Here is a 24935-nt window from a genome sequence, read left to right as displayed (position 1 = left end):
GTGAAGCAGGTTGTTCAGAACTACAAGAGCGGCGAACTGGCGGTACTGGACGTGCCGGTGCCGGGATGCAAGCCGGGCGGGGTGCTGGTCCGCAGCGCCTACTCGCTGATATCCACCGGAACCGAGCTGATGAAGGTGTCCGAGGCCGGGATGTCGATGCTGGGCAAGGCCCGCTCCCGACCGGACCAGGTGGCCAAGGTCATGCAGAGCGTGGCCGTCAACGGGGTGCCCGCCACCTACCGCAAGGTGATGGGAAAGCTGGACTCCTATACGCCGCTGGGCTATTCGCTGTGCGGGGTGGTCGAACAGGTCGGCGCCGGGATCGACGATGTGAAGGCCGGTGACCTCGTGGCCTGCGCAGGCAACGAGCACGCGCTGCACGCCGAGCTGAACTGGGTACCGAAGAACCTCTACACCCCCGTACCGGACGGTCTCGCGCCGCAGCACGCGGCGTTCGGCACGGTCGGGTCGATCGCGATGCAGGGCGTCCGGCAGGGCGAGCCGCAGCTCGGCGAGGTGGCGCTGGTCATCGGCCTCGGGCTGATCGGTCAGCTGGTGGTGCAGTTACTGGCGGCCTCCGGGGTCCGCGTCGTCGGGGCCGACCCCGACCCGGTGCGCTGCGAGCTGGCCGCGCGCCTGGGCGCGGCGGCCTGCGGAGACCCCGCGTCCGCGATCGTGGAAGCCGCCGTCGCCGAACTCACCGGCGGTCACGGCGTGGACCAGGTGTACCTGGCCGCCGGAGGCGGCAGCAACCAGCCCGTGGAGCTGGCCGCGCGGCTCTGCCGGGACCGCGGCCGGGTGGTCGACATCGGCAAGTGCCGGCTGGACCTGCCGTGGAACGCGTACTACGAGAAGGAGCTCGACGTCCGGTTCTCCCGCTCGTACGGTCCCGGGCGCTACGACCCGGAGTACGAGCTCGAAGGACGGGACTACCCGATCGGCTATGTGCGCTGGACCGAGCGCCGCAACCTGGCGTGCTTCCTCGATCTCCTCGCCCGCGGCCGTGTCGACGTGGAGCCCCTGGTCTCCCACATCGCCGACTTCGAGGACGCCGTCGACACCTACCAGCGGCTGACGGAAGGCGGCTTGAAGGCCGTGGCCGTGCTGTTCCGCTACCCCGGGCACACGGCGCGGGCTCAGGCCCCGGAGGTGGCCGTGCCCGCGGTGCGACGAGGCGGCCGGGTCTCCGTCCCCGTCCGGTCCGTGAAGGCGCCGGTGCGGCTCGCGTTCGTCGGCGCCGGAAACTACGCGACGTCGATGCTGCTGCCGCATCTGGCACAGCGCGACGGCGTCGAGCTGTCCACCGTCGTCACCACCACGGCGCTGTCCGCGGCCAACGCACAGCGGAAATTCGGCTTCGCCGGGGCGACCACCGATCTCGACGCCGTGCTCGGCGACAAGTCCGTCGACGCGGTGTTCGTGGTCACCCGGCACAGCTCGCACGCCGAACTGACCAGGAAGGCCCTGCTCGCGGGCAAGACCGTGTTCGTGGAGAAACCACTGGCACTCACCGGGGACGAACTGGCCGGTGTGCTGGCGGCGGTGGAGGAGTCCGGCAACGACCGGCTGCAGGTGGGCTTCAACCGGAGGTTCGCGCCGCTGCTCCAGGAGGCCAAGCGGCGGTTCGGCGCCCGGACCGGTCCGGCGAGCCTGCGCTATCTGGTCAACGCGGGCCGGCTGCAGCACGGCAGCTGGTACCTCCAGCAGGGCACCGAGGGATCGCGGTTCGCCGGCGAGGGCGGGCACTTCATCGACACGGCGAGCTGGCTGCTCGACGCCGACCCGGTCTCGGTGTACGCGACGGCCGCGTCCGGCAACGACGACCTGCAGGTCGTGCTGCACTACCCGGACGGGTCCACCGCCACCATCAGCTATGTCACCACCGGCCCGGCCGGCTTCCCCAAGGAGACGCTGGACCTGGTCGCGGACGGCCGCGCGCTGCGGCTCGACGACTTCGTCCGTGCCTCGGTCTACGGCCGTAAGCGCTGGGTGAGTTCGCGGCTGCCCAAGGCCCGGGACAAGGGCCAGTCCGCCGAGCTGGCCGCGTTCGTCAAGGCGGTGCGGACCGGCGGGCCGATGCCGGTGCCGCTGGAGTCGCTGGTCGCCACCACCGCGGCCACCCTCGCCGTGCAGGCCGGTCTGACCGGCGGCGCGCCGGTGACGTTGGCGAGCGCGCGATGACGGTGAGCGCGGGTACCGCGGGCTGGTACCTGCGGCGGCTTTCCCGGATGGGGCCGCGGGAGGTCGGCGGCCGGGTGGCCGACACGGTGCGCAGACGGCGGTGGCGGTCGGGGCTGCCGGACTGCCCGGACGTGACCGGCGCCCGGTTCACCGCGCTGCTGCCCGCGGGGACGGTCGCCGCGGTGCCACCGGACGCCGCGAAACGCCTGGTCGCCGAGGCGGACCGGCTGCTGGCCGGGCACGCCGTGTTCTTCGGGGTGGACCGCGACGACCTGGCCGACCCGGACTGGGGGTACGACCCGAAGACCGGGCGCCGGGCCCCTTCGGGCTACGCCTTCGACGTGCCGTACCGCGACGAGGACGCGGTCGGGGACATCAAGCAGATCTGGGAGCCGTCCCGGCATCAGTACCTCACGGTTCTCGCCGCCGCCTATGCGATCACCGGGGACGAGCGGTACGCCGAGCGGGTGGCCGCCCATCTGCGGTCGTGGTGGACGGCCAACGCGCCGCTGCGCGGGGTGCACTGGACCAGCGGTATCGAGCTGGGGATCCGGCTGCTGTCCTGGGTGTGGATCCGCCGGCTGCTCGACGGCTGGCCGGGCGCCGCCGGGCTGTTCGAGGACAACCCGGTGGCCCTGCGACAGATCTGGCACCACCAGCGCTGGCTGGCCGCCTTTCCCAGCCGGGGGTCATCGGCCAACAACCACGTCATCGCGGAGGCAGCCGGGCAGTTCGCCGCGGCCTGCGCGTTCGGATGGTTCCCCTCCTCCGCGCGCTGGCGGGCCGACGCGCTGCGGTCGCTGGAACGGCAGCTGCGCGGCAACACCTTCCCCTCCGGCCTCAACCGCGAGCTGGCCACCGAGTATCACGGGCTGGTCCTCGAACTCGGCCTGGCCGCGGTGGCCGAGGCGGACGCCGCCGGAGTGCCGGTGCCCGCACCGGTCCGGCTGGTGCTGCTGCGGATGACCGACGCACTCGCGGCCATCGTGGACAACCGGCTGCGGCCGCCGCGCCAGGGGGACACGGACGACGGGCACGGTCTGGTCGTGGACGGTGCGGGCACCGACCGCTGGGGCTCGCTGCTGGCCACCGGGGACGCCGTGTTCGGCCGGCTCGACTGGTGGCCCGAGGTGACCGGCACCGATGTGCGCACCCCGCTGCTCGCCGCGCTCGTCCGGCCGTACGCGAAAGGCGGAACCACACCGACCGTATCCCGCCCGGCAAGCCGGCCGGCCCACTTCGCCGACGCGGGCATGACCATCCTGCGCGGGCCGGGCGGGATCTGGTGCCGCTGCGACGGCGGTCCGCACGGATTCCTGTCCATCGCCGCGCACGCGCACGCCGACGCGCTGTCCGTGGAGGTCCGGCACGACGGGGTCGACGTGCTCGCCGACCCGGGCACGTACTGCTACCACGGGCAGCCCGCATGGCGGCGGTACTTCCGGTCGACCCTCGGCCACAACACCCTGGAACTGGAAGGCGGCGACCAGTCCGTCTCCGGCGGCCCGTTCCTGTGGACCCGGCATGCCCGCAGCAGCGTCCTGGTCGCGGACACCTCCGGCACCGCCGACGGAGGAACGGACCGCTGGTCCGCCGAGCACGACGGCTATCAGCGCTCCGTGCACCGCCGCCGGGTGGAACTGACGGCGGCGAGCCGGGAACTGAGAGTGGTCGACGAGGTCCTCGGCCGGCCCGGCCCGCGCCGGGCCGTGCGCCTGGCGTTCCATCTCGGGCCGGCGATCACCGCGGACCTGGTGGGGAACCGGGCGGTGCTCACCTGGACCCGGGACGGCGAGGACCGCTCCGCGGAGCTCGACCTGCCCGGCCGGCTGGACTGGCGGGCGCATCGCGGCGAGAGCGACCCGCCGCTGGGCTGGTACTCCGCCGGCTTCGGGCGCAAGGAACCCGCCACCACGCTGGTCGGGACCGGTTTCGCCGACGGCACCGCGCCGTCCGCGGAGGTCACGGAGTTCACCACCGTACTCAGGTTCCGCGGCTAGGGAGGACGCTTGGGGATCAAGTGGCGGCACTGGGCGTCGCCTGCGGCACTGCTGGCGCTGGTCCTGCCGGCAGCGGCCGGCTGCGACAGCGCGCCGGCCGCGCGGCCGAAGCCGACCGCCGGGCCGTCCATGTCCGTGGCCCGGGTGTGTGCCGAGCCCGCGGCCGGGCCGGCGAAGGCACCGGCGGGCGCGGTGACGGTCGACCCCGCGGTGACCGGTGACCTGGCCGCGAAGACCAAGAGCAATCCCCCGCACACCACGTTCTGGCTCCGGCCGGGCAAGCACAGGCTCGAACGGGACCGCTACGCCCAGGTCGTACCCAAGGAGGGGAACATCTACCTCGGCGCCCCCGGCGCGGTGCTCGACGGCCGCAAAACCAACCAGTACGCGTTCGGCGGCACCGCCCGTGACGTCACCATCCGCTATCTGACCGTGCAGGCTTTCGTCGCACCGCGCGACGAGGGCGTGGTCAACCACGACTCGGCCGACGGCTGGACGATCGAGCACGCGACCGTCCAGAACAACTCCGGCGCCGGGCTGATGGCCGGTGCCCGCCAGCAGGTCCGCGCCAGCTGCCTGCGCGGCAACGGCCAGTACGGAATGAACGCCTACAAGGCGGGCGGCCGGATCAGCGGCCTGGTGGTCGAGGGCAACGAGGTCACCGGCAACAACAGGGACGACTGGGAGCGGCGGCGGCCCGGCTGCGGCTGCACCGCGGGCGTCAAGTTCTGGGCCGTCGACGGCGCCGACGTACGCGGCAACTGGGTGCACGACAACCGGGGAGCCGGGTTGTGGGCGGACACCAACAACAACGACTTCCGTATCGAGGACAATGTGCTGGAGGCCAACGACGGGGCCGCGCTGATCTACGAGACCAGCTACAACGCGGTCATCCGGAAGAACACGATCCGGCGGAACAACTGGGTCGAGGGCCGCAAGTACGCCGACCGCGGGGACAACTTCCCGTTCGCGACCGTCTATCTGTCCGAGTCCGGCGGCGAACCACGGGTCCGGGCCCGCACGGACAAGATCGAGATCTACCGGAACGTGCTGGAGGACAACTGGTCCGGAATCACCCTGTGGGAGAACGCCGACCGGTTCTGCAACAGTCCGGCCAACACCTCGTCCGGTGACTGCACGCTGCTGGTGAAGGACACCGCCCGCTGCGCACAGCCGGCGATCGCCACCGCACCGCTCTACACCGACTGCCGGTGGAAGACCCAGCGGGTGGACATCCACCACAACCGCTTCGTGCTGGACAAGTCCGTCGTCGGCTGCACGGTGAAGTGCGACCGCATGGCGGTGCTGGCCAACTACGGCACCTACCCGGACTGGTCGCCGTACCAGGGCGAGCGGGTGGCCGAGGCGATCACCGAGAAGCAGCACAACCGCTGGCACGACAACGTCTACGTCGGCCCGTGGAAGTTCGTCGCCCACGACCCGAGCCGGGTGGTCGGCTTCGGGCAGTGGCAGGGCACGCCGTACCGGCAGGACGCGGGCAGCACCTACCGTGCTCAGGACGGTGGTTGAGTTGAGCACCGGCCACATGTCCGAGGCACCGAAGACCGTCGGCACGGTCTGGGGGCTGCTGATCCTCAACACCCTCGGCTCCGCGGGGGCGAAGACCATCGTCCCGCTGCCCCGCTCCCTCATCCAGATGGTCACCATGGGCGCGCTGGTCGCCGCGTTCGCGCTGGCGCTCGCGGTCAATCTCCGGCTGCGCATCCGGGCCAGCGCCTTCGTGTTCCTGCTCACCCTGCTGCTGGTGGAGAGCGTGATCTCCAGCGCGCACCTGGAGTCCGGGTTCGGCGCGCTGTTCCGCTGCTTCCGGCTGGCCCTGTTCGTCGGCACGCTGTGGCTGCTGAGCCGCTGGTGGGACGGCGGTCTGACGTTCGTCCGGCATCACATCCGGCTGTACTTCATGGTCCTGGGTTCGGTGGCCGCCGGGCTGGTCGTGTCACCGGGCGCGGCCATGCCCGAACTGTACGGCGGGCGGCTGGTCGGGGCGTTGTGGCCGCTCACCCCGCCGCAGATCGGACAGTACGCCGCGGTGATCATCGGGCTGACCGTGCTGCTGGTGCTGGGCCGGCGGACCGACGGGACCAGCGCGGTGGTGGTCATCGTGCCCTCCCTCGTCCTGCTCGCGCTGACCCATACCCGCACGGCCACGCTCGGCCTGCTCATAGGGCTGGCCCTGGCGATCGGTTCGCTCATGCTGACCAGCGCCGCGGCCCGCCGGTTCTTCAGCTGGGCGGTGCTGTGCATCGTGGTGGCCGCCGTGGCGTTCGCCTCCGCGCTGCAGGCGTGGTTCCTGCGCGGTCAGAGCGAGGAGAACTTCACCAGCCTCACCGGCCGGGCCAAGGTCTGGGACGCCCTGCTGGCGGCACCCCGGACGACATCGGAGTACCTGTTCGGCGCGGGCCTGGGCGACAAGTCGTTCGGCGGGCTGCCGATCGACAACAGCTGGCTGGCCGTCTACAACGAGCAGGGCATGACCGGTGTCGTCCTGGTGGCGGCGATCATCGTCGTGCTGGGCGGCGTCGCGTTGCTGCGGCCGCCGTCGCTGTCCAGAGCCTGCGCGATCTTCCTCATCAGCTACTGCGGAATCGCGTCGTACACCGAGGCCGGGCTGGGCGACGCCTCGCCGTACCTGCTGCATCTGACCGTGGCCGCCTCCCTGCTGGTGGCACCTGCCCCGGCCGCTCCCCTTCCGGCACCCGACGTCCCACGACGGCGCGTCCCGCGATGGGCCCAGAGATCAGAGGTGATCTGACATGCCCGGCGTTCATGTGCTGGTGGTGCACAACCGCTACGCCTCGGCGCAGCCCAGCGGGGAGAACAAGGTCGTCGACCAGGAAGCGGCGCTGCTGCGCGCGGCCGGCCACCGGGTCGAGGTGTTCGAGCGGCGCAGCGACGACATCGCCGCCCGGTCCCTGCTGGGCAAGGCCGCGGTACCGCTGCTGGTGCCGTGGAACCCGGCGGTCCGCGCGGAGCTCGCCGCCCGGCTTCGCACCGAGCGGCCGGACGTGGTGCACGTCCACAACGTCTTCCCGCTCCTGTCGCCGGCGGTGCTGGCCGCCTGCGCCGACGCCGGCGTGCCCGCCGTCGCCACACTGCACAACTACACCCAGGTCTGCCCGCCCGGCACACTGCAGCGGGACGGCCGGCCGTGCACCGAGTGCGTCCGGTCCGCGCCACTGCCCGCCGTCCGGCACGGCTGCTACCGGGGCTCCCGGCTGGCGACGGTGCCGCTCGCGGTCAGCCTGTCGGTCAACCGGCGGCGGTGGTGGTCCGGCGTGGAGCGGTTCTTCTGTATCTCAGCGGCGCAGCGCGACGTCCTGGTGCGGGCCGGCATGCCGTCCGAGCGGCTGGCGGTGAAGCACAACTTCGTGCCCGAACCGGGCGTCCGCCGGGCTGGCGACGGCGAGCATCTGCTCTATCTGGGGCGGCTCGCGGAAGCCAAGGGGGTGCGGCTGCTCATGGCCGCCTGGGACGCGATCGCCGCCGAAGGCGGTGTGGGCGTGCCGCTCACGGTCGCCGGCGCGGGGCCGCTGGAGCGAGAGGTGGCCGACTGGGCGGCGGGCCGGGACGACGTGCTGTACGTCGGCCTGTACGACCCGGACCAGTGCCGGCAGGCCATCGCGCGGTCGGTCGCCGTGGTGGCTCCCTCCACATGGCTGGAGGCGTTCGGCCTGGTGGTCGTGGAGGCGATGGCGGCGGGGGTCCCGGCCGTCGCCGCCGGTCACGGCGCCTTCGTCGAACTCGTCGAGGACGGGGTGACCGGGCTGCTGCACCGTCCGGGCGAGCCCGGCTCGCTCGCGTCCTGTCTGCGCCGGATCACGGCCGATTCGGCCGGCAACCGGGAGATGGGCCAGGCGGCCCGGCGCCGTTACGAGCGGGACTTCAGCCCGGCAGTCGGGCTGGAACGCCTGGTGGACGGGTACCGCACCGCGATCGCGGTGCGGTCCGGCGGCGGGGACAGCCCGCCGCTGTTACGTGACGAAAACACTGGCTCGTGGCGGGGACACCCGCGCGAGCGGGATGGGGGCAGGAGATGACACGATGCCGACTCTGCGGCTCGGCGGCGCTGGTGAGCGTCGTCGATCTTGGGGCGACCCCGCCGTGTGAGAGCTTTCTCGCCGCGGACCGACTGGACCAGCCGGAACCGGCGTACCCGCTGCACCTGCGGGTCTGCACCGACTGCTGGCTCGCGCAGATCCCTCCGCTGATCACTCCGGAGGAGACGTTCAGCGAGTACGCGTACTTCTCCTCCTACTCGACCTCCTGGGTGGAGCACGCGCGTACGTTCGTCGCCGATGCCGTACAGCGGCTGGGTCTCGGCGCCGACGCCTTCGTGGTCGAGGTCGCGAGCAACGACGGGTACCTGCTGAGGCATGTGGTGGACCGGGGGATCCGCTGCCTCGGCATCGAGCCCTCGGTGAACGTCGGTGCCGCGGCACGGGACGCGGGTGTGCCCACGCTCACCGAGTTCCTGGACCCGGCCACCGGCGCCGACGTCCGCGCCGAGCACGGCCCGGCGGACCTGGTCGTGGCCAACAACGTGTACGCGCACATCCCCGACGTGGTCGGGTTCACCCAGGGGCTGCGTGCTCTGGTCGCCGACGACGGCTGGGTCTCCATCGAGGTGCAGCACCTGCTGACCCTGATCGAGGAGAACCAGTACGACACGATCTACCACGAGCACTTCCAGTACTACACGGTCGCGTCCGCGACCCGGGCGCTGGCGAGCGGCGGACTCGCGCTCGTGGACGTCGAGCTGCTGCCCACGCACGGCGGCTCCATCCGGCTGTGGGCCCGGCCGGTCGAGGTGGCCGGCGAGCCGCCCCGGAGAGTGGCCGACGTGCTGGACCGGGAGAAGGCCGCCGGGCTCCAGGAGCTGTCCGGGTACACCGAGTTCTCCGCCCGGGTGGCCAAGGTGCGCCGGGACCTGCTGCGGTTCCTCATCGAGGCGGCCGAGCGCGGCGAGACGGTCGTCGGCTACGGCGCCCCGGGCAAGGGCAACACCCTGCTCAACCACTGCGGCATCCGGCCCGACCTGCTCCCGTACACGGTCGACCGCAACCCCTACAAGCACGGCAGGTTCACCCCGGGCACCCGCATCCCGATCCTGCCGCCCGAGCAGATAGCCGCCGACCGACCGGACTACGTCCTCGTCCTCCCGTGGAACCTGCGGGCCGAGCTGGTCGAACAACTGTCCTTCATCGGTGACTGGGGCGGCCGGCTGGTCTTCCCCATTCCGGAACTGAGCATTGTCGAGGTCAAGTCGTGAAGGTCGTTCTGTTCTGCGGCGGTTACGGGATGCGGATGCGCAACGGAACCCCCGACGACGTGCCCAAGCCGATGGCGATGGTCGGCCCGCGACCGCTGATCTGGCACGTCATGCGCTACTACGCGCACTTCGGGCACACGGAGTTCATCCTGTGCCTCGGGTACGGGGCCCACCACATCAAGGACTTCTTTCTCAACTACGAGGAGACGACGTCCAATGACTTCGTGCTGAGAGGCGGGCGGACCGAGCTGCTCTCCACCGACATCTCGGACTGGACGATCACGTTCGCGCAGACCGGCGTCGAGTCACCGATCGGGGAGCGGCTGCGCCGGGTGCGGCACCACCTGGACGGCGACGAGATGTTCCTCGCCAACTACGCCGACGTGCTCACCGACGCCCCGCTGCCGGAGATGATCGACCGGTTCGCCCTGCGCGACGCCGGTGCGTCGATGATGGTGGTGCCGCCGCAGTCCTCGTTCCACTGCGTGGAGCTGGGCGAGGACGGTCTGGTGGGGGGCATCACCGCGGTGAGTGACATGCCGCTGTGGGAGAACGGCGGCTACTTCGTGCTCCGCCAGGAGGTCTTCGACCACATCCCGGAGAACGGGGACCTGGTCGCCGACGGCTGCGCCCAACTGGCCAAGCGTGGACGGTTGGTGGCGCACCAGCACCGCGGCTTCTGGAAACCGACCGACACCGTGAAGGAGCGGGCCGCGCTCGACGCCGCCTACGCCCGGGGCGACCGCCCGTGGGCTGTGTGGGAACGGGACGGCGCGGGGGCGAAGGCCGGGATGAGGACCGCATGATCCGGCTCAGCTCCGGACGCCTGGACAGGATCGTCGCGGTGGGCGCGCACTGCGACGACATCGCCATCGGTGCCGGCGGCACGCTGCTGACGCTGTGCCTCGCGCGGCCGGGTATCCGCATCGACGTGCTGGTGCTCTCCGGCGGTGGCGGCGAGCGGGAGCAGGAGGAGCAGGCCGCGCTCGCCGCGTTCTGCCCGGGCGCCGAGCTGCGGCTGACCGTGCACAAGCTGCCGGACGGCCGATTGCCCGCGCACTGGGAAGAGGCCAAGGCCGCGGTTGAGGAGTTGCGCGCGGGGACGGAGCCGGATCTCGTGCTGGCTCCGCGCACCGATGACGCGCACCAGGATCACCGCGGTCTGGCGAAGCTGATGACCACCGCGTTCCGCGACCACCTGGTGCTCGGCTACGAGATTGTCAAGTGGGACGGCGATCTCGGCCGTCCTGCGGCGTACCAGCCGCTCTCGGCGGAGGTCGCCGAACGGAAGGTGCGGCTGCTGCAGGAGCACTACCCCTCGCAACGGCACCGGCCCTGGTACGACCGCGAGGCCTTCCTCGGGCTTGCGCGGATCCGCGGTATCGAATGCCACGCGCGCTACGCCGAGGCGTTCGCCGTCACCAAACTCACTCTCAACCTGGGGGAATGAACCTTGCGTGTACTGCTGACCGGGCACCAGGGCTACCTGGGCACCGTGATGGCCCCGGTCCTTAGCTCCGCCGGGCACGAGGTCGTCGGTCTTGACGCCGGCCTGTTCGCCGACTGCGTGCTGGGGCCGCCGCCCGCGGATCCTCCCCCAGTCGGCGCTGGCGCGCCTGTGGGCGGTACCCCCACCCCAGTCGGCGCCGGCTCTGTGGGCGGTACCCCCACCCCAGTCGGCGCTGGCGCGCCTGTGGGCGGTACCCCCACGGGGGTGGACCTGCGCGACGTCACGGCCGAACACGTGGCCGGGGTGGACGCCGTGATCCACCTGGCCGCGCTGTCCAACGACCCGCTGGGAGCACTGGCGCCGGACCTCACCTACGACATCAACCACCACGCGTCCGTGCGGCTGGCCCGGCTGGCCCGCGACGCCGGAGTGCGGCGCTTCCTGTACGCGTCGACCTGCTCGGTCTACGGCGCCGCAGGCGGTGGCGACCTGGTGGACGAGGACGCCCCGCTGCGCCCGGTGACGCCGTACGCGGAGTCCAAGGTGCGGGTGGAGGACGACCTGCACGCGCTGGCCGACGGCGACTTCAGCCCGGTGTACATGCGCAATGCCACCGCGTTCGGCTTCTCACCCCGGCTGCGCGCCGACATCGTGCTGAACAATCTGGTGGGGCACGCGCTGCTGTCCGGCGAGGTGCTGGTGCTCTCCGACGGCACCCCCTGGCGCCCGCTGGTGCACGCCGCCGACATCGCACGGGCGTTCGCGGCCGCGCTGGTCGCACCGCGGGAAGCGGTGCACGACCGGGCGTTCAACATCGGCAGCGAGTTCAACAACGTCACGGTCGCCGAGATCGCCGAGCAGGTCGCCGAGGCGGTATCCGGCTCGAAGGTGGTGATCACCGGGGAGACCGGCGCCGATCCGCGGTCGTATCGGGTGGACTTCTCGCGGTTCCGCGCCGCGATACCCGGCTTCGACTGCGAATGGACGGTGAAGCAGGGCGCGCTCGAACTCGCCGACGCCTACCGGAAACACGGTCTGACCCGGGAGGACTTCGAGCGACGCTTCACCCGGCTTGCCGTGCTGCGCGCCGCGTCCGACGCCGGCGCCGTCGACGACACCCTGCGGTGGCGCCGATGACCGAGGTCGGCGAAGCGATGCACACGCTGGTGGAGCGGCTGTACCCGCTCTGCCGGAGCATCACCGGCGACGGTGTGCGCGCCACCCTGGACATCGTCGGCGAGTACATCCCGCTGAAGGTGCACGAGGTGCCCACCGGGACGCAGGTGCTCGACTGGACGGTGCCGCAGGAGTGGAACATCAAGGACGCGTACATCGCCGACACCACCGGCAGGCGGGTCGTCGACTTCGCCGCGTCCAGCCTGCACGTGCTCGGCTACAGCGTGCCGGTGTCGGCGACCATGCCGCTGGCCGAGCTGCGCGGACACCTGCACACCTTGCCGGACCACCCGGCCTGGGTGCCGTACCGCACCAGCTACTACAAGCCGGAATGGGGGTTCTGCCTGGCCCAGGAGACCCTGGACGCGCTGCCGGACGGCGAGTACGAGGTGTGCATCGACTCCACACTCACCGATGGCCACCTCACCTACGCCGAGCACGTGGTCCCCGGGCAGGTCGCCGACGAGGTGATCGTCTCCTGCCATGTCTGCCACCCGTCGCTGGCCAACGACAACCTGGCCGGAATCGCCGTGGCGACGTTCCTGGCCCGGGCCCTGGCGGAGACACCGCACTACACCTACCGGTTCCTGTTCGCGCCCGGGACCATCGGGGCGATCACCTGGCTGGCCCGCAACGCGGAGCGGGTGAATCGGGGAAGGGTCAAGCACGGGCTCGTGCTGGCCTGCGCCGGCGATCCGGGCCGGCTGACGTACAAGCAGAGCAGGCGCGGCGACGCGGAGATCGACCGGGTAATGCGGTACGTGCTGAGTGCCTCCGAACGCCCGCATCACATAGCCGAGTTCACTCCGTACGGCTACGACGAGCGGCAGTTCTGCTCGCCCGGGTTCGATCTCGGCGTGGGCTCACTCAGCCGGACCCCGTACGCCGGCTACCCCGAGTACCACACCTCGGCGGACAACCTGGACTTCGTCTCCCCTGAGGCGATGGCGGACACGCTCGCCCTCTGCCGCGAGGCGTTCGCCGTCCTGGACGGCAACCGGCGGTACGTCAATCTCAGCCCCTACGGCGAACCACAGCTGGGCCGACGTGGGTTGTACGACGCACTCGGCGGCCGCAGCGACACCAAGCAGGCCCAGATGGCCATGCTCTGGGTGCTCAGTCTCTCCGACGGCGAGCACGGCCTGCTGGATGTCGCCGAGCGGTCCGGGCTGCCCTTCGACACCGTCGCCGCTGCGGCCGGTGCCCTGCACGGCGCCGGTCTGATCAAGGCATGACGCGGATGACCACCGAGGAGGAGAAGGCGACGGCACCGCCCGGATCCGCCCGGCGGGCCTTCGCCGGCCGGCTGTCCTGGGGGCTGGCCGACCAGGCGGCCTCCAGCATCAGCAACTTCGCGGTGGGGATCTACGTGGCGCGCTCGCTGGGGGTGACGGCGTTCGGCGTGTTCAGCCTCGCCTGGGTGACCTACGGCGTGGTGCTCAACGTCTCCCGCGGCCTTGCCACCGATCCGCTCGTGGTGCGCTTCAGCGGCGTGTCCGACGCGTCCTGGCGCGGGGCGGTGGCCCGGTCGTCGGGTACCGCGCTCGGCATCGGTGCCGCCATCGGTGCGGTGTGCCTGGTGATCGGCGTCGCTCTCGGCGGCCGCGTGGGACCGGCGTTCGCCTGCCTCGGCGTCATGCTGCCGGGGCTGCTGGTGCAGGACGCCTGGCGGTACTCGTTCTTCGCCGCCGGCCTCGGGCGGAAGGCGTTCGTCAACGACCTCGTGTGGGGTGTCGCGCTCGTCCCCGCCCTGGTCGTGGCGGCCCGCGTGGGCAGCGTGGCCGCTTTCGTGCTCGCCTGGGGCGCGTCCGCCACGGTGGCGGCGGGGTACGGCTGCATCCAGTCCGGCATCCGGCCCCGGATGACCCGGGCACGCGACTGGCTTCGCGAGCAACGCGACCTCGGCTACCGGTACCTGGTCGAGAACGTCAGCCTCAGCGGCGCGAGCCAGCTGCGTGCCTACGGGCTCGGCGCGATCGTCGGGGTCGGCGCGGTGGGTGCGGTCCGGGGCGCCGAGCTCCTGCTCGGCCCGTTTCTCGCCGTGCTGATGGGTCTCTCGCTGGTCACGGTCGCGGAGGCGGCGCGGGTGCTGCGGCGGGCCCCGCACCGCCTCGGCACGTTCTGCCTCCTGCTGGGGGGCGGGCAGGCCGCCGCCGCGCTGCTCTGGGGTGGGGCGCTGCTCCTGATGCCGGACCGGCTCGGCGAACTCGTGCTCGGCGACGTCTGGCACGCCGCCTCGCAGCTCATCGTGCCGGTCACCCTCGGCGTCGCGTGCGCGGGCCTCGGCACCGGCGCGGCGGCCGGGCTGCGCGCGCTCGCCGCGGCCCGACGCAGCCTGCGCTGCCAGCTGTTCGCCTCCGCCTGCTACGTGGCGGGCGGGCTCGGCGGGGCTGCCCTGGCCGGCACGGTCGGCTCCGCCTGGGGCGTCGCCGCCGCGACCCTCGCCGGCTCCGCGGTGTGGTCGCTGCAGCTGCGCTCCGCCCTGCGCGAGCACCACCAGGACACCATCCCCGAAGTGAGGACGCCATGACCGCCCAACCCAGGCTGAGCATCGGCCTGCCCGTGTACAACGGCGAGGAGTACCTGGCCGAGTCGCTCGACGCCCTGCTCGGCCAGACCTACGAGGACTTCGAGCTGGTCATCTCCGACAACGCCTCGACCGACGGGACCGAGGTCATCTGCCGCAAGTACGCCGCGCAGGACTCACGCATCCGGTACCTGCGGCTGCCCTGGAACATCGGCGCCGCGCCGAACCACAACCACGTGTTCGCCGAGTGCCGCGGCGAGCTGTTCAAGTGGGCCTCGCACGACGACCTTTACGCCCGGGACCTGCTGCGGCGCTGCGTGGAGGCGCTGGACGAGCGGCCGGATGTGATCCTCGCGCACTCCGACCAGGCGGTCATCGACGGCGAAGGGCAGCTGAAGGTCCCGTACGAGTACGGGCTCGCCACCGACTCGCCGCACGCGCCGGAGCGCTTCCGCAGTTTCCTGTTCGAGCCCGGTGGCGACGACTTCTACGGCGTGATGCGTGCGGACATGCTGCGCCGGGTGAGGCCGCACGACAGCTACCACCACGCGGACCGGACGTTCGTCGCCGAGATCGTCCTGAACGGGCCCTTCCACCAGGTGCCGGAGCTGATGTACTTCCGCCGCGACCACCCCACCCGCGCCGAGCGGGCGAACCCGGGCAAGCGCTCCCGGTGCGTCAACCTGGACCCGCGCCGAGCAGGCCCGCTGCACCCCACGCCCCGGCTGCTCGCCGAGTACGTCTGGGGCTTCGCCTCGGCGATCCGGCGGGCGCCGTTGTCCACGGCCGACCGGCGGGCCTGCTACCGCCATCTGGCCGCATGGATGACCAGCCGGGTCCGGCCGGGCGCCGGCGAGCGGGTCGAGGACCGCGCCCCGGTCGACCCGGGCCGGCTCACTGTCTCCGTCGACGCCCTCGTCGCCGGCCGTGAGGGGAGGCAGGCGTGACGTCCGCGGGCGAAACCGCGGTGCGTGTCGGGCTGTTCGGCCTGCTCGGCTCCGGCAACCTCGGCAACGACGGGTCGCTCGAGGCCGTGCTCGGGTACCTCCGCGCCGAGCACCCGGAGGCGGTCGTGGACGCGCTGTGCGGCGGACCCGAGGTCGTCGCGACCCGGTACCGGATCCCCGCGACACGGCTGCACTGGTACCGCGGGGAGTACCGGACCGCGTCGCGTGCGGGCGCGATCGCGGCGAAGGGTCTGGGCAAAATCGTCGACGTCGTCCGCACCGCCGCCTGGGTGCGCCGACACGACGTGGTGATCGTGCCGGGCATGGGTGTCCTGGAGGCCACGCTGCCGCTGCGGCCGTGGGGCTTCCCGTACGCGCTGCTCCTGCTCTGTGCGTCCGGCCGGCTGTTCGGCACCCGGGTCGCGCTGGTCGGCGTCGGTGCGGACGCGATCGGCGACCGGCCGACCCGGGCCCTGGTGCGCTGGTCGGCGCGGCTGGCCTCGTACCGGTCGTACCGGGACGCCCTGTCCCGCGACGCGATGCGGGCGATGGGGGTGGACACCTCGCGCGACGAGGTCTACCCGGACCTCGCCTTCGCGCTGCCGACGCTGCCGGCGAGCGCGTCCTCGGGTCCGCCGGGCCAAGTCTGCGTCGGCGTCATGGACTTCCACGGGGGCAACGACGACCGTGCCCGGGCCGAGGAGATCCACCGCCGCTATCTCGACGGGACGACCCGGTTCGTCCGCGCGCTGATCGAGGACGGCAGGCCGGTCCGGCTGCTCACCGGCGACGAGTGCGACGTGCCGGTGGTCGCCGCGATCCTCGACGCGGTGGACTCGCCGCTGGTCACCGCTGCCGAGGCGGCCTCGCTGGCCGACCTGATGAAGGAGATGGCGGCTGCCGACACCGTGGTGGCGACCCGGTACCACAACCTGATCTGCGCGCTGAAGGTCGGCACGCCGACGCTCGCACTCAGCTATGCGGCCAAGAGCGACGTGCTCATGGCTCGGATGGGGCTGGCCGCGTACTGCCACCCGGCTCGCGAGGTCGACGCCGACCGACTGCTCGAGCAGTTCCGGGCGCTGGAGCAGAGATCGGCGGAGCTGCGGCGGACCCTCACTGAGCGGAACCAGATCGCCGCCGGACAACTCGAGCACCAGTTCACCGCCTTGACAGCGGCCCTGTTCCCGGCGGCCGACCACGCCCACGCCCTGCGGGAGGCTCCGTGAAAGCGACCGAAGTCCCGGCGATCGCCGGCGCGTACCTGTTCGAGCCGACGCCGTACGCCGACGAACGCGGCTTCTTCTGCCGCACCTTCGACGCCGACGTGGTCCGCTCGGTGGGCCTCGACCCGGACGCCTTCGTCCAGGACAGCGTGTCCCGCTCGGTCCGGGGCGTGCTGCGCGGCCTGCACCTGCGCTCCGGCGCGGGCGAGGCCAAGCTGGTGCGGTGCTCGTACGGGAGGATCTTCGACGTCGTCGTGGACCTGCGGCCCGACTCACCGACCTATCGCAACCGGGCCTTCTTCGAGCTGTCCGGCGAGACGCAGGGGACCCTGTACATCCCGGCGGGGTGCGCGCACGGCTTCCAGGCGCTGACCGAGACCGCCGACACCTCGTACCGGATCGACCGCCCGCACGATCCGGCCGAGGACGTGACGATCGCCTTCGACGACCCGGAGCTCGCCATCCCCTGGCCGCTGCCGGTCGTGTCGATGTCCCAGCGGGACCGGGAGGCGCCGAGCCTCGCCGAGGTCCTCAAGCACCGAGAGAGTTGAGGTCGGCGTGCACACCGAAGACACCGAAGAGTTCCTCCTGCCCCGCTCGCGGCTGGCCAACGAACGGCTGCACGCCATGATCCCCGGGGGCGCGCACACCTACGCCAAGGGCGATGACCAGTACCCCGAGAACCTGGCTCCGGTCATCAGCCACGGCCGCGGTGCCCATGTGTGGGACGTCGACGGCAACCGCTACATCGAGTACGGCTCCGGCCTGCGGTCGGTCAGCCTCGGCCACGCCCACCCACGCGTGGTCGAGGCGGTGCGACGGCAACTCGACCGCGGCAGCAACTTCGTCCGGCCGTCCATCGTGGAGGTCGAAGCCGCGGAACGCTTCCTGGCCACGGTGCCGACCGCCGAGATGGTGAAGTTCGCGAAGAACGGCTCCGACGCCACCACCGCCGCCGTGCGCCTCGCCCGCGCCGCCACCGGGCGCCCGCGGGTGGCCATCTGCGCCGACCATCCGTTCTTCTCCGTCGACGACTGGTTCATCGGCACCACGCCGATGTCCGCCGGTGTTCCGGCGGCGACCAACGAGCTCACCGTGACGTTCCCTTACGGGGACCTGGCCGCCACGGAGGAGTTGCTCACCCGGTACCAGGACGAGGTCGCCTGTCTGATCCTCGAACCCGCCACCCACGGCGAGCCGCCCCCCGGGTACCTCGCCGGCCTGCGCGAGCTGGCCGACCGGCACGGCTGCGTACTGGTCTTCGATGAGATGATCACCGGCTTCCGCTGGTCCGAGGCGGGCGCCCAGGGCCTGTACGGCGTCGTCCCCGACCTCTCCACGTTCGGCAAGGCGCTGGGCAACGGATTCGCCGTCTCCGCGCTGGCCGGGCGCCGCGATCTGATGGAGCGGGGCGGGCTGCGTCACCCCGGCGACCGGGTGTTCCTGCTGTCCACGACGCACGGTGCGGAGACACACTCCCTGGCAGCCGCGATGGCCGTGCTCACCACCTATGTCGAAGAGGGCGTCACCGCGCGGCTGCACGCCCTCGGCGAGCGGTTGGCCGCCGGAGTCCGCGACGCCGCGGACGCCATGGGCGTCGGTGACCACATCGTCGTCCGGGGCCGGGCCAGCAACCTGGTCTTCGCCACCCTCGACGAGAACCGGCAGCCGTCGCAGGAGTACCGCACCCTGTTCCTGCGCCGACTCCTCGCGGGCGGGGTGCTGGCCCCGTCGTTCGTGGTGAGCAGCGCGCTCGACGACGCCGACATCGATCACACCGTCGACGTGGTGGCCCAGGCATGTGCGGTGTACCGAAAGGCACTGGACGCCGCCGACCCCACCCCCTGGCTGGCCGGACGACCGGTGAAGCCCGTATTCCGGCGCTTGGCGTGACGTGACGTCAGCGGCGCGCCCACCGACCGGCGCCGGCCATCCGGTCGACCAGCCACGCGGTCGCCGGTACCACCGCCAGCGCGGTGCACCAGCCGCCGAGGACGTCGGTCGGGTAGTGCGCGCCCAGGGCGACCTGCGCCCAGCCCATGGCGGCGCCGGCAACCAGCGCCGCGGCGAGCACGATGGACGTGCCCGCCGTCCTGCCGAGGCCGAGCCGGCCGGTCACGAGCAGCGCCACCACGAGGGCGAACGCGGTGGCGAAGGCGGTGTGCCCGCTCGGGTAGGACAGGTTCTCGCCGTGGATGGTGCGTCCCACCAGGGGCTTGAGCACCGTCGCCGTCCCGACGGTCATGCCGGCGCCGGCAACGAGGAGCACCGCCACACGAGGACGCCGTAACAGCAGGCAGCCCGTCACCGCGGCCACGACCAGCGTCGCCGCACCCACGGGCTCCCCCAGGAAGTCGACGGCCAGAGCGATGTGCCGCCACGTCGGCCCCACGCCGTCCAGGGCGGCCCCGATCCGCGCGTCCACCGTTCCGGGCTCGCTCTCCCCGGCATGCAGGACCCCGAGCCCGACGACCACCAGCGCGGCGAGCGCCGCGATCGGCCCGAGCCACGAGCGCAGCGACGAAGGCAGCACCGCGTGCGCCGGTCGGCCGGTCGCACGCCCGCCGCGTCCGGTCGGCCTGCGGCGCTCTTCCGTGATCGGTGGATGCCGTTCCGCATCCTGCCTTCTCGAGACAGGGTGAGGGTACTGCCCTCCATCCGACCGGTGGACGGTCATGAATCAGCGCCTTCCTGTTTCCCCTGCTCCAGGCCCTCTTGAAGACTGCCCGGCCTGCTTTCGGTCGTTCCCGCGGGCAGGTCGGAAACGGCATGGTCGCGGCCACCACCGCCCGGGCCGATGAGCGCGTGCACCACTCGCCGCACACCGTCGCAGACCATCCGGCAGACGCGAAGCGCCTCCCCCTCCCGTCGGAGCCGACGCCAGGTCACCCGCCGCTACGGCGATGCCACGCTACCGAGAACTGCCCGCTGCCGCCCGCCGACATGGCCGGGATCCTCAGAGGTACCGGCCACGCACGGCTGGACCGAGAAGATGGCCGTCCCGTCAAGCGCGAGCTGGGCCGGGCGGACATCCAAGCCACTCCGGCGAAGCGATCCCACCCCAGTGACGCTGGCCAGCTTCCGCCGGCGCCGACTCCTGACCACCGGCCGACGGTGTCCGCCGAAGCGGGTCAAGCCCACCGTTGCGCATCGTGCGGCGTCCGGCATCGCCCCACGGCACGGCCGTCGTGCCTGGCGCATGGAGATGACGGTGGGGTCATCACCTGCGACGCGGTGCGGCTCGGCGGCAGACGGCTTCAGCCTTCCTGCCGCCCTTCCACCGCGTTGCGTGCGATGACCTGCGCATACCAGTCCGCGCTCTCCTTGGGCGTGCGCCGCTGGCTCGCGAAGTCCACGTGCACGATGCCGAACCTCCTGCTGTAGCCGTAGGCCCATTCGAAGTTGTCCAGGAGCGACCACAGGAAGTAGCCCCGCACGTCGGTGCCGGCCTCGATCGCCCGGTGCAGGGCGGTCAGGTGGCTGTGCAGGTAGGAAACGCGCTCGGGGTCGTGAACGCGGCCGGACGGATCCGAGTAGTCGTGGTAGGCCGCGCCGTTCTCGGTGACCAGCAAGGGGACGCCAGGCAGGTCGTCGCGCAGCCGCGTCAACAGCTCGTACAGTCCGCCGGCGTCCACGGGCCAGTCCATGGCGGTACGCGGTCCAGGTGCGGGCAGGAAGCGGACATGCCGCTCGGCTCCGGCCCAGGGCGACGGCGACTCGCACTCTCCGGCGGCGACGACGGTGGGCGAGTAGTAGTTGATGCCGAGCGAGTCGATCGGCGTCGATGCCGCGGCGAGATCCCCGTCCCGTACGAACGACCAGTCCGTGATCGCGGCGGTGTCCCGGATCAGGTCGTCGGGGAGGCGGCCGTGGAAGACGGGGTCGAGGAAGATCCGGTTGCCGACGGCGTCGATCCGGCGGACGGCGTCCAGGTCGTCGGCCGACGGCGTGAGCGGTCGTAGTGCGTGGAGGTTGAGGGTCAGCGACACCTCCGACGTGTCCGGCAGCGCCTCGCGCAATGCTCGGACCGCCCAGCCGTGGGCCAGGTTGAAGTGGTGGGCGGCGCGCAGGCTGTCCAGGTGGCTGGTGCGGCCAGGGGCGTGCACGCCGTTTCCGTACCCGAGGAACGCCGCGCACCACGGTTCGTTGAGAGTCGTCCAGGTCCCTACCCGGTCGCCGAGAGCGTCGGCCATGATGCCGGCGTACTCGGCGAAGCACTGGGCGGTCTCCCGCTGCGGCCAGCCGCCCGCGTTTTCCAGCTCCTGGGGCAGGTCCCAGTGGTAGAGGGTGGCGACCGGACGGATTCCGGCGTTGAGGAGTTCGTCGACGAGCCGTCGGTAGAAGTCGAGGCCCTTCTGGACAGCGGGCCCTCGCCCGGTCTGCTGCACGCGGGGCCAGGCAATGGAGAACCGGTAGTCGGTCACGCCGAGGCGCCGCATGAGGGCGACATCCTCCGGCATGCGGTGGTAGTGGTCGGCGGCTACGTCGCCGGTGTCACCGTTGTGGACTTTGCCCGGGGTGCGGCTGAAGGTGTCCCAGATGGATGGGGTGCGGCCGTCCTCGGTGGCGGCGCCTTCGATCTGGTAGGCGGCGGTGGCGGTTCCCCACCGGAAGCCACTGGGAAACCGAAGGTCGGTCGTGTCGCTGGTGAGTATGTCGAGTGCGGACATGGGCTGATTGCTCCGAATCAAGGTCGGACGGAAGGCTGAGCGTTGTCGGAACCGGCCTCGGGTCAGCCCTTGACGGCTCCCTGCATGATTCCGCCGACGACCTGCCGGCCGAGGAAGGCGAAGGCCACCAGCACGGGCAGGGTGCCGAGCAGGGTGCCGGCCATGATCACGGACTGGTCCTGGACGTATCCGCCGCCGAGCTGGCGGAGGGCGACCTGGACGGTCGGCTCGGAGGAGGACAGGGCGACGATGGGCCAGAAGAAGTCGTTCCACGCGGCCATGAAGGTGAGCAGGCCGAGGACGGCCATGCCGGGGCGGGCGATCGGGACCACGATCGACCAGAAGATGCGGGAGGTGGAGGCGCCGTCGACCCGGGCGGCCTCGATGAGTTCGTCGGGCAGCGATTGGAGCAGGTACTGGCGCATGAAGAACACGCCGAAGGCGGAGACCAGGCCGGGAAGGATCACTGCCTGGAGCTGGTTCACCCAGCCGAGCTCGGCGATCAGCATGAAGAGCGGGATGACCCCGAGCTGCGGCGGGATCATCATCGTGCCCACCGTGACCGCGAGCAGCGCGCCCCGGCCCCGGAAGCGGAGCTTGGAGAAGGCGAACCCGGCGAGGGTGCAGCACAGGACGGTGCCGAGGGTGATCGAGCCGGAGACGACGAGGGAGTTGAGGAGGGCCGTGCCGATGTCGGCTTCCTCCAGGACCGCCTCGAAGTTGCGGACCAGGTTCGGTCCGGGCAACAGGGTCGGCGGGACCTTCGCCAGATCGGCGTTGGAGCGACTCGCGGCGACGATCGTCCAGTAGAACGGGAAGGCGGAGAGGACCACGGCGACGATGAGGATCGCGTAGGCGAGCGGACCGGCGTGCAGGGTGCGGCCCGCCCGGGAGGACCTGCGGCGTGGCAGGCGCGTGCGTGCGTGGGCAGGTGAAGCGGTCGCCAGATCGGCCGGCCTGTCGGGTGCCGGGACCGGGGCGGGCCCGGTATGCACGGTCATCGGCCGGCCTCCTTGCGAGAACGGCGGTGCGTAATCAGGGCGTTGAGACCGACCAGCACAAGGATCAGCAGGAACATCATCCAGGCGATCGCCGCGGCCCGGCCCAGGTGGAAGAAGCCCCAGCCCTGCTCGTACATGTACAGGCCGAGGGTCTGGTACTGATGCGAGATGCCGCCCGACATGGAGCCCTCGAAGAGCAGCGGCTCGCCGAAGAGCTGGGTCGCCCCGATCGTGGAGACCACGACGGTGAACAGGATCGTGGGCCGTAGACCCGGCAGCGTCACATGGAAGAACTGCCGCCACCGGGAGGCGCCGTCCATCTCGGCCGCCTCGTACAGCTCCGACGGGATGGACTGCATGCCGGCGAGGTAGATGAGCGCGTTGTACCCCGTCCAGCGCCAGATGACGATCGTCGAGACCGCGATCTGGGAGGCGAGGGTGCCGGTCTGCCAGTCGACCGGCCCGATGCCCACGAGGCCGAGAGCATAGTTGACCAGCCCGAAGTCGCGGCCGAAGAGCTGGGCGAAGACGAGGGTGGCGGCGGCGACCGAGGTGGCGTACGGCAGCAGCATCGCCGTCCGCAGGAACGTCCGCCCGCGGAGCTTGTAGTTGAGCAGGTGCGCCAGGCCGAGCGCCATGACCAGCTGCGGCACGGTGGACAGCACGCCGATGGTGAAGGTGTTGCGCAGTGCGGTCCAGAAGTACTGGTCGTTCAGCAGTGCGGCGTAGTTGCCGAAGCCCCGCCACTCCATGTCACCGGGAGTCTGAAGCTCCACCCGGTAGAGCGAGACGAAGGCCGTGTAGATCAACGGGAAGAGCCCGAAGGCGGCGAAGAGGGTGAAGAACGGGGCGACGTAGGCATATGGCGCGAGCGTGTGGCGAAGGCGACGCGCTGGGGAGGGACTACGCGGCTTCGCGATCTCTGCCGGGGCGGTGAGGGTCACTTGACGGCCCTTCGACGTGAGAGGTGAAGGAGGAGTTCCTCCGCCGCCGAGCGGGGTCGAGTGCGGCGGCGGAGGAAGGACGGGTTGCTGCAGACGGGCGCTGAGCGGATCTCTATCCGAGGGTGTTCGCGACGCCCTTCTTCGCGTTCTCCCACGCCTTCTCCGGGGCGAGGCCCTTGCGCTCCACCTCGCTCAGCGCGTTGGTGATCTGCTGGGCGATGTTCTGGTCGTGCACCCCGAGGACCTGGACAGGGGCCGACTCGGCCGCGTGTCCGAAGATCTGCCCGATGGGCGCGCTGGAGAAGTACGGGTCCGTGGTGCGGGCAATCTCGGCGATCGCGGCCGTGGCCGAGGGGAAGTTGCCCTGCTTGGCGAAGACCTTGACCTGCTGCTCGGGGGCGGTGAGCCAGGCGATCAGCTCGTACGCCTCCTTCTTGTGCTTCGCGGCCTTCGGGACGGAGAGGTAGGAGCCTCCCCAGTTGCCCATACCGCCCGGGAGCTTGGCGATGTCCCACTTGCCCTTGCCGCTCTCACCGGCCTGGCCCTTGATGTAGCCGAGCATCCAGGCCGGGCAGGGGATGGTGGCGAAGGAACCGGCGGCAAAAGCCTGGTTCCACTGGGGGGACCATTGGTCGAGCTTGGCGCTGAGACCGGCGTCACTCGCCTTGACGGAGGCGTCCCATGCCTTCTTCAGCGCGGGGTTGGTCTCCCAGATCAGCTCGCCGGAGGCGTCGTAATAGCGCTCCTCCTGCTGTCCGATCATGATCGAGTAGAGACTGCCGACACTGTCCATCCAGGCGCTCTTGCCCGGGGCCTTGGCCTTGTACTGCGTGCCGAGCTCCAGGTAGCCGTCCCAGGTGGCCCAACGCTTCGCCAGTTCGGTGCGGTCGACGGGGAGGCCGGCCTGCTTGAAGAGGTCCGTGCGGTAGCACATCGCCTCGGGGCCGACGTCGGTCCCGAGGCCGAGGACCTCACCGTTCTCCCCGGTCGCGGCCGCCCACTTCGCCTCGGCGAACGCGCCCTTCAGCTTGTCCGCGCCGTACCTCCGCAGGTCCTCGAAGCGGTCGGTCTGCTGCTGGGTGACGGACGCGATCCGGCCCACCTCGATGCCCTGGACGTCGGCGAGGCCGCCGCCGCCGGCGAGCCGGGTCTGCAGGGACTTCCAGTAGTCGGCCTCGTCCTGAGTGTCGGTCTGCTTGATCGTGACGCCGGGGTGGAGCTTCTCGTACTCCGCGTAGAGCCCGGCCTCCTTGTAACCGAAGGAGCCGAACAGGTCCACGGTGATCGTGACCTTGCCGCCTGCCCTCTCTGACGAGGAGTCGGCGGAGCCGCAGGCGGCGAGCAGTGTTCCGGCCAGCACTGCTCCGCCGAGGCGGAGGATCGCTCTCCTGGCGGCTCTGGCAGTAGTCATGACGGCCTCCTGGGCTTCGGTTGAACACGAGACGCTTGAGAGCGCTCTCAGACGCGATGTGGAGCCTGCCGGGGTGCGCTGCACACCGTCAAGACGTGAAGCAGTAACGGCT

General features: G+C 71.3%; 20 protein-coding genes. 15 read left to right on the top strand and 5 right to left on the bottom strand.

The window, feature by feature from the left end:
• Genes ACFV6V_RS03235 through ACFV6V_RS03165 form a run of 15 tightly spaced genes read left to right on the top strand, consistent with a single transcriptional unit; the run spans window position 1 to window position 18690 of the window.
• The gene (locus tag ACFV6V_RS03235; protein ID WP_385558304.1) at window positions 1–2181 is read left to right on the top strand and encodes a bi-domain-containing oxidoreductase; all 2181 of its coding nucleotides are present in this window, start codon (window positions 1–3) and stop codon (window positions 2179–2181) included.
• On the top strand, window positions 2178–4181 hold the full coding sequence (locus tag ACFV6V_RS03230; protein ID WP_385558301.1) for an alginate lyase family protein: 2004 nt from the start codon (window positions 2178–2180) through the stop codon (window positions 4179–4181). The genes ACFV6V_RS03235 and ACFV6V_RS03230 overlap by 4 nt, the downstream gene beginning before the upstream one ends.
• A gap of 9 nt (window positions 4182–4190) precedes the next feature.
• A complete protein-coding gene (locus ACFV6V_RS03225; protein ID WP_385558298.1) occupies window positions 4191–5711 on the top strand; it encodes a right-handed parallel beta-helix repeat-containing protein in 1521 nt (506 codons plus the stop codon).
• A 16-nt stretch (window positions 5712–5727) separates the two neighbouring features.
• Window positions 5728–6954, top strand: a complete 1227-nt coding sequence (locus ACFV6V_RS03220) for an O-antigen ligase domain-containing protein (protein WP_385558295.1) — start codon at window positions 5728–5730, stop codon at window positions 6952–6954.
• A 1-nt stretch (window position 6955) separates the two neighbouring features.
• Entirely contained in the window at window positions 6956–8239 is a 1284-nt protein-coding gene (locus tag ACFV6V_RS03215) for a glycosyltransferase (protein WP_385558292.1), read from the top strand.
• Window positions 8236–9471 (top strand): class I SAM-dependent methyltransferase, encoded by a 1236-nt coding sequence (locus ACFV6V_RS03210; protein ID WP_385558289.1) that lies wholly within the window; start codon window positions 8236–8238, stop codon window positions 9469–9471. The genes ACFV6V_RS03215 and ACFV6V_RS03210 overlap by 4 nt, the downstream gene beginning before the upstream one ends.
• A complete protein-coding gene (locus tag ACFV6V_RS03205; protein WP_385558286.1) occupies window positions 9468–10277 on the top strand; it encodes a glucose-1-phosphate cytidylyltransferase in 810 nt (269 codons plus the stop codon). The genes ACFV6V_RS03210 and ACFV6V_RS03205 overlap by 4 nt, the downstream gene beginning before the upstream one ends.
• Window positions 10274–10921 (top strand): PIG-L deacetylase family protein, encoded by a 648-nt coding sequence (locus tag ACFV6V_RS03200; RefSeq protein ID WP_385558283.1) that lies wholly within the window; start codon window positions 10274–10276, stop codon window positions 10919–10921. Before ACFV6V_RS03205 ends, ACFV6V_RS03200 begins: the two co-directional genes overlap by 4 nt.
• A 48-nt stretch (window positions 10922–10969) precedes the next feature.
• Window positions 10970–12058, top strand: a complete 1089-nt coding sequence (locus ACFV6V_RS03195) for an NAD-dependent epimerase/dehydratase family protein (RefSeq protein WP_385558362.1) — start codon at window positions 10970–10972, stop codon at window positions 12056–12058.
• On the top strand, window positions 12046–13332 hold the full coding sequence (locus tag ACFV6V_RS03190) for a DUF4910 domain-containing protein (protein ID WP_385558280.1): 1287 nt from the start codon (window positions 12046–12048) through the stop codon (window positions 13330–13332). Before ACFV6V_RS03195 ends, ACFV6V_RS03190 begins: the two co-directional genes overlap by 13 nt.
• Window positions 13329–14627, top strand: a complete 1299-nt coding sequence (locus ACFV6V_RS03185; protein ID WP_385558277.1) for a hypothetical protein — start codon at window positions 13329–13331, stop codon at window positions 14625–14627. Before ACFV6V_RS03190 ends, ACFV6V_RS03185 begins: the two co-directional genes overlap by 4 nt.
• On the top strand, window positions 14624–15571 hold the full coding sequence (locus tag ACFV6V_RS03180) for a glycosyltransferase family 2 protein (protein ID WP_385558274.1): 948 nt from the start codon (window positions 14624–14626) through the stop codon (window positions 15569–15571). Before ACFV6V_RS03185 ends, ACFV6V_RS03180 begins: the two co-directional genes overlap by 4 nt.
• Window positions 15568–16800: a polysaccharide pyruvyl transferase family protein gene (locus ACFV6V_RS03175; RefSeq protein ID WP_385558272.1), complete on the top strand. Its 1233-nt coding sequence runs from the start codon at window positions 15568–15570 to the stop codon at window positions 16798–16800. The genes ACFV6V_RS03180 and ACFV6V_RS03175 overlap by 4 nt, the downstream gene beginning before the upstream one ends.
• On the top strand, window positions 16797–17348 hold the full coding sequence (gene rfbC, locus ACFV6V_RS03170; protein WP_385558269.1) for a dTDP-4-dehydrorhamnose 3,5-epimerase: 552 nt from the start codon (window positions 16797–16799) through the stop codon (window positions 17346–17348). The genes ACFV6V_RS03175 and rfbC overlap by 4 nt, the downstream gene beginning before the upstream one ends.
• A gap of 7 nt (window positions 17349–17355) precedes the next feature.
• Window positions 17356–18690 carry a glutamate-1-semialdehyde 2,1-aminomutase gene (locus ACFV6V_RS03165; protein ID WP_385558266.1) on the top strand — a complete coding sequence of 445 codons (1335 nt, stop codon included), beginning with the start codon at window positions 17356–17358 and terminating at the stop codon, window positions 18688–18690.
• A 7-nt stretch (window positions 18691–18697) separates the two neighbouring features.
• On the opposite strand, the gene ACFV6V_RS03160 is transcribed toward ACFV6V_RS03165, so the two are convergent.
• The 5 genes from ACFV6V_RS03160 to ACFV6V_RS03140 all read right to left on the bottom strand — a co-directional run bounded on the left by ACFV6V_RS03160 (window position 18698) and on the right by ACFV6V_RS03140 (window position 24823).
• On the bottom strand, window positions 18698–19330 hold the full coding sequence (locus ACFV6V_RS03160) for a phosphatase PAP2 family protein (RefSeq protein WP_385558263.1): 633 nt from the start codon (window positions 19328–19330) through the stop codon (window positions 18698–18700).
• Window positions 19331–20054: 724 nt separating this feature from the next.
• Window positions 20055–21467: a GH1 family beta-glucosidase gene (locus tag ACFV6V_RS03155; RefSeq protein ID WP_385558261.1), complete on the bottom strand. Its 1413-nt coding sequence runs from the start codon at window positions 21465–21467 to the stop codon at window positions 20055–20057.
• 62 nt (window positions 21468–21529) lie between these two features.
• Window positions 21530–22468, bottom strand: coding sequence for a carbohydrate ABC transporter permease (locus ACFV6V_RS03150; protein ID WP_385558258.1), 939 nt, complete (start codon window positions 22466–22468; stop codon window positions 21530–21532).
• Window positions 22465–23412 carry a carbohydrate ABC transporter permease gene (locus tag ACFV6V_RS03145; RefSeq protein ID WP_385558255.1) on the bottom strand — a complete coding sequence of 316 codons (948 nt, stop codon included), beginning with the start codon at window positions 23410–23412 and terminating at the stop codon, window positions 22465–22467. The genes ACFV6V_RS03150 and ACFV6V_RS03145 overlap by 4 nt, the downstream gene beginning before the upstream one ends.
• Window positions 23413–23524: 112 nt before the next feature.
• Window positions 23525–24823, bottom strand: a complete 1299-nt coding sequence (locus tag ACFV6V_RS03140; RefSeq protein ID WP_385558252.1) for an extracellular solute-binding protein — start codon at window positions 24821–24823, stop codon at window positions 23525–23527.
• Between the last annotated feature and the right edge of the window lie 112 nt (window positions 24824–24935).

Origin of the sequence: Streptomyces sp. NPDC059828, assembly GCF_042731955.1 — a bacterium.
Taxonomy (GTDB): Bacteria; Actinomycetota; Actinomycetes; order Streptomycetales; family Streptomycetaceae; genus Streptomyces.
Note: the sequence above shows the minus strand (reverse complement) of the source record. Positions and strands in the feature narration are given on the sequence as shown.

Bases quoted from the DNA above. Each gene is read 5' to 3' on its own strand.
- ACFV6V_RS03200 (WP_385558283.1), top strand. From the start codon at position 10,274: ATGATCCGGCTCAGCTCCGGACGCCTGGACAGGATCGTCGCGGTGGGC.
- ACFV6V_RS03140 (WP_385558252.1), bottom strand. From the start codon at position 24,823: ATGACTACTGCCAGAGCCGCCAGGAGAGCGATCCTCCGCCTCGGCGGA.
- ACFV6V_RS03230 (WP_385558301.1), top strand. From the start codon at position 2,178: ATGACGGTGAGCGCGGGTACCGCGGGCTGGTACCTGCGGCGGCTTTCC.
- ACFV6V_RS03155 (WP_385558261.1), bottom strand. From the start codon at position 21,467: ATGTCCGCACTCGACATACTCACCAGCGACACGACCGACCTTCGGTTT.
- ACFV6V_RS03220 (WP_385558295.1), top strand. From the start codon at position 5,728: ATGTCCGAGGCACCGAAGACCGTCGGCACGGTCTGGGGGCTGCTGATC.
- ACFV6V_RS03180 (WP_385558274.1), top strand. From the start codon at position 14,624: ATGACCGCCCAACCCAGGCTGAGCATCGGCCTGCCCGTGTACAACGGC.
- ACFV6V_RS03185 (WP_385558277.1), top strand. From the start codon at position 13,329: ATGACGCGGATGACCACCGAGGAGGAGAAGGCGACGGCACCGCCCGGA.
- ACFV6V_RS03195 (WP_385558362.1), top strand. From the start codon at position 10,970: ATGGCCCCGGTCCTTAGCTCCGCCGGGCACGAGGTCGTCGGTCTTGAC.
- ACFV6V_RS03210 (WP_385558289.1), top strand. From the start codon at position 8,236: ATGACACGATGCCGACTCTGCGGCTCGGCGGCGCTGGTGAGCGTCGTC.
- ACFV6V_RS03215 (WP_385558292.1), top strand. From the start codon at position 6,956: ATGCCCGGCGTTCATGTGCTGGTGGTGCACAACCGCTACGCCTCGGCG.
- ACFV6V_RS03150 (WP_385558258.1), bottom strand. From the start codon at position 22,468: ATGACCGTGCATACCGGGCCCGCCCCGGTCCCGGCACCCGACAGGCCG.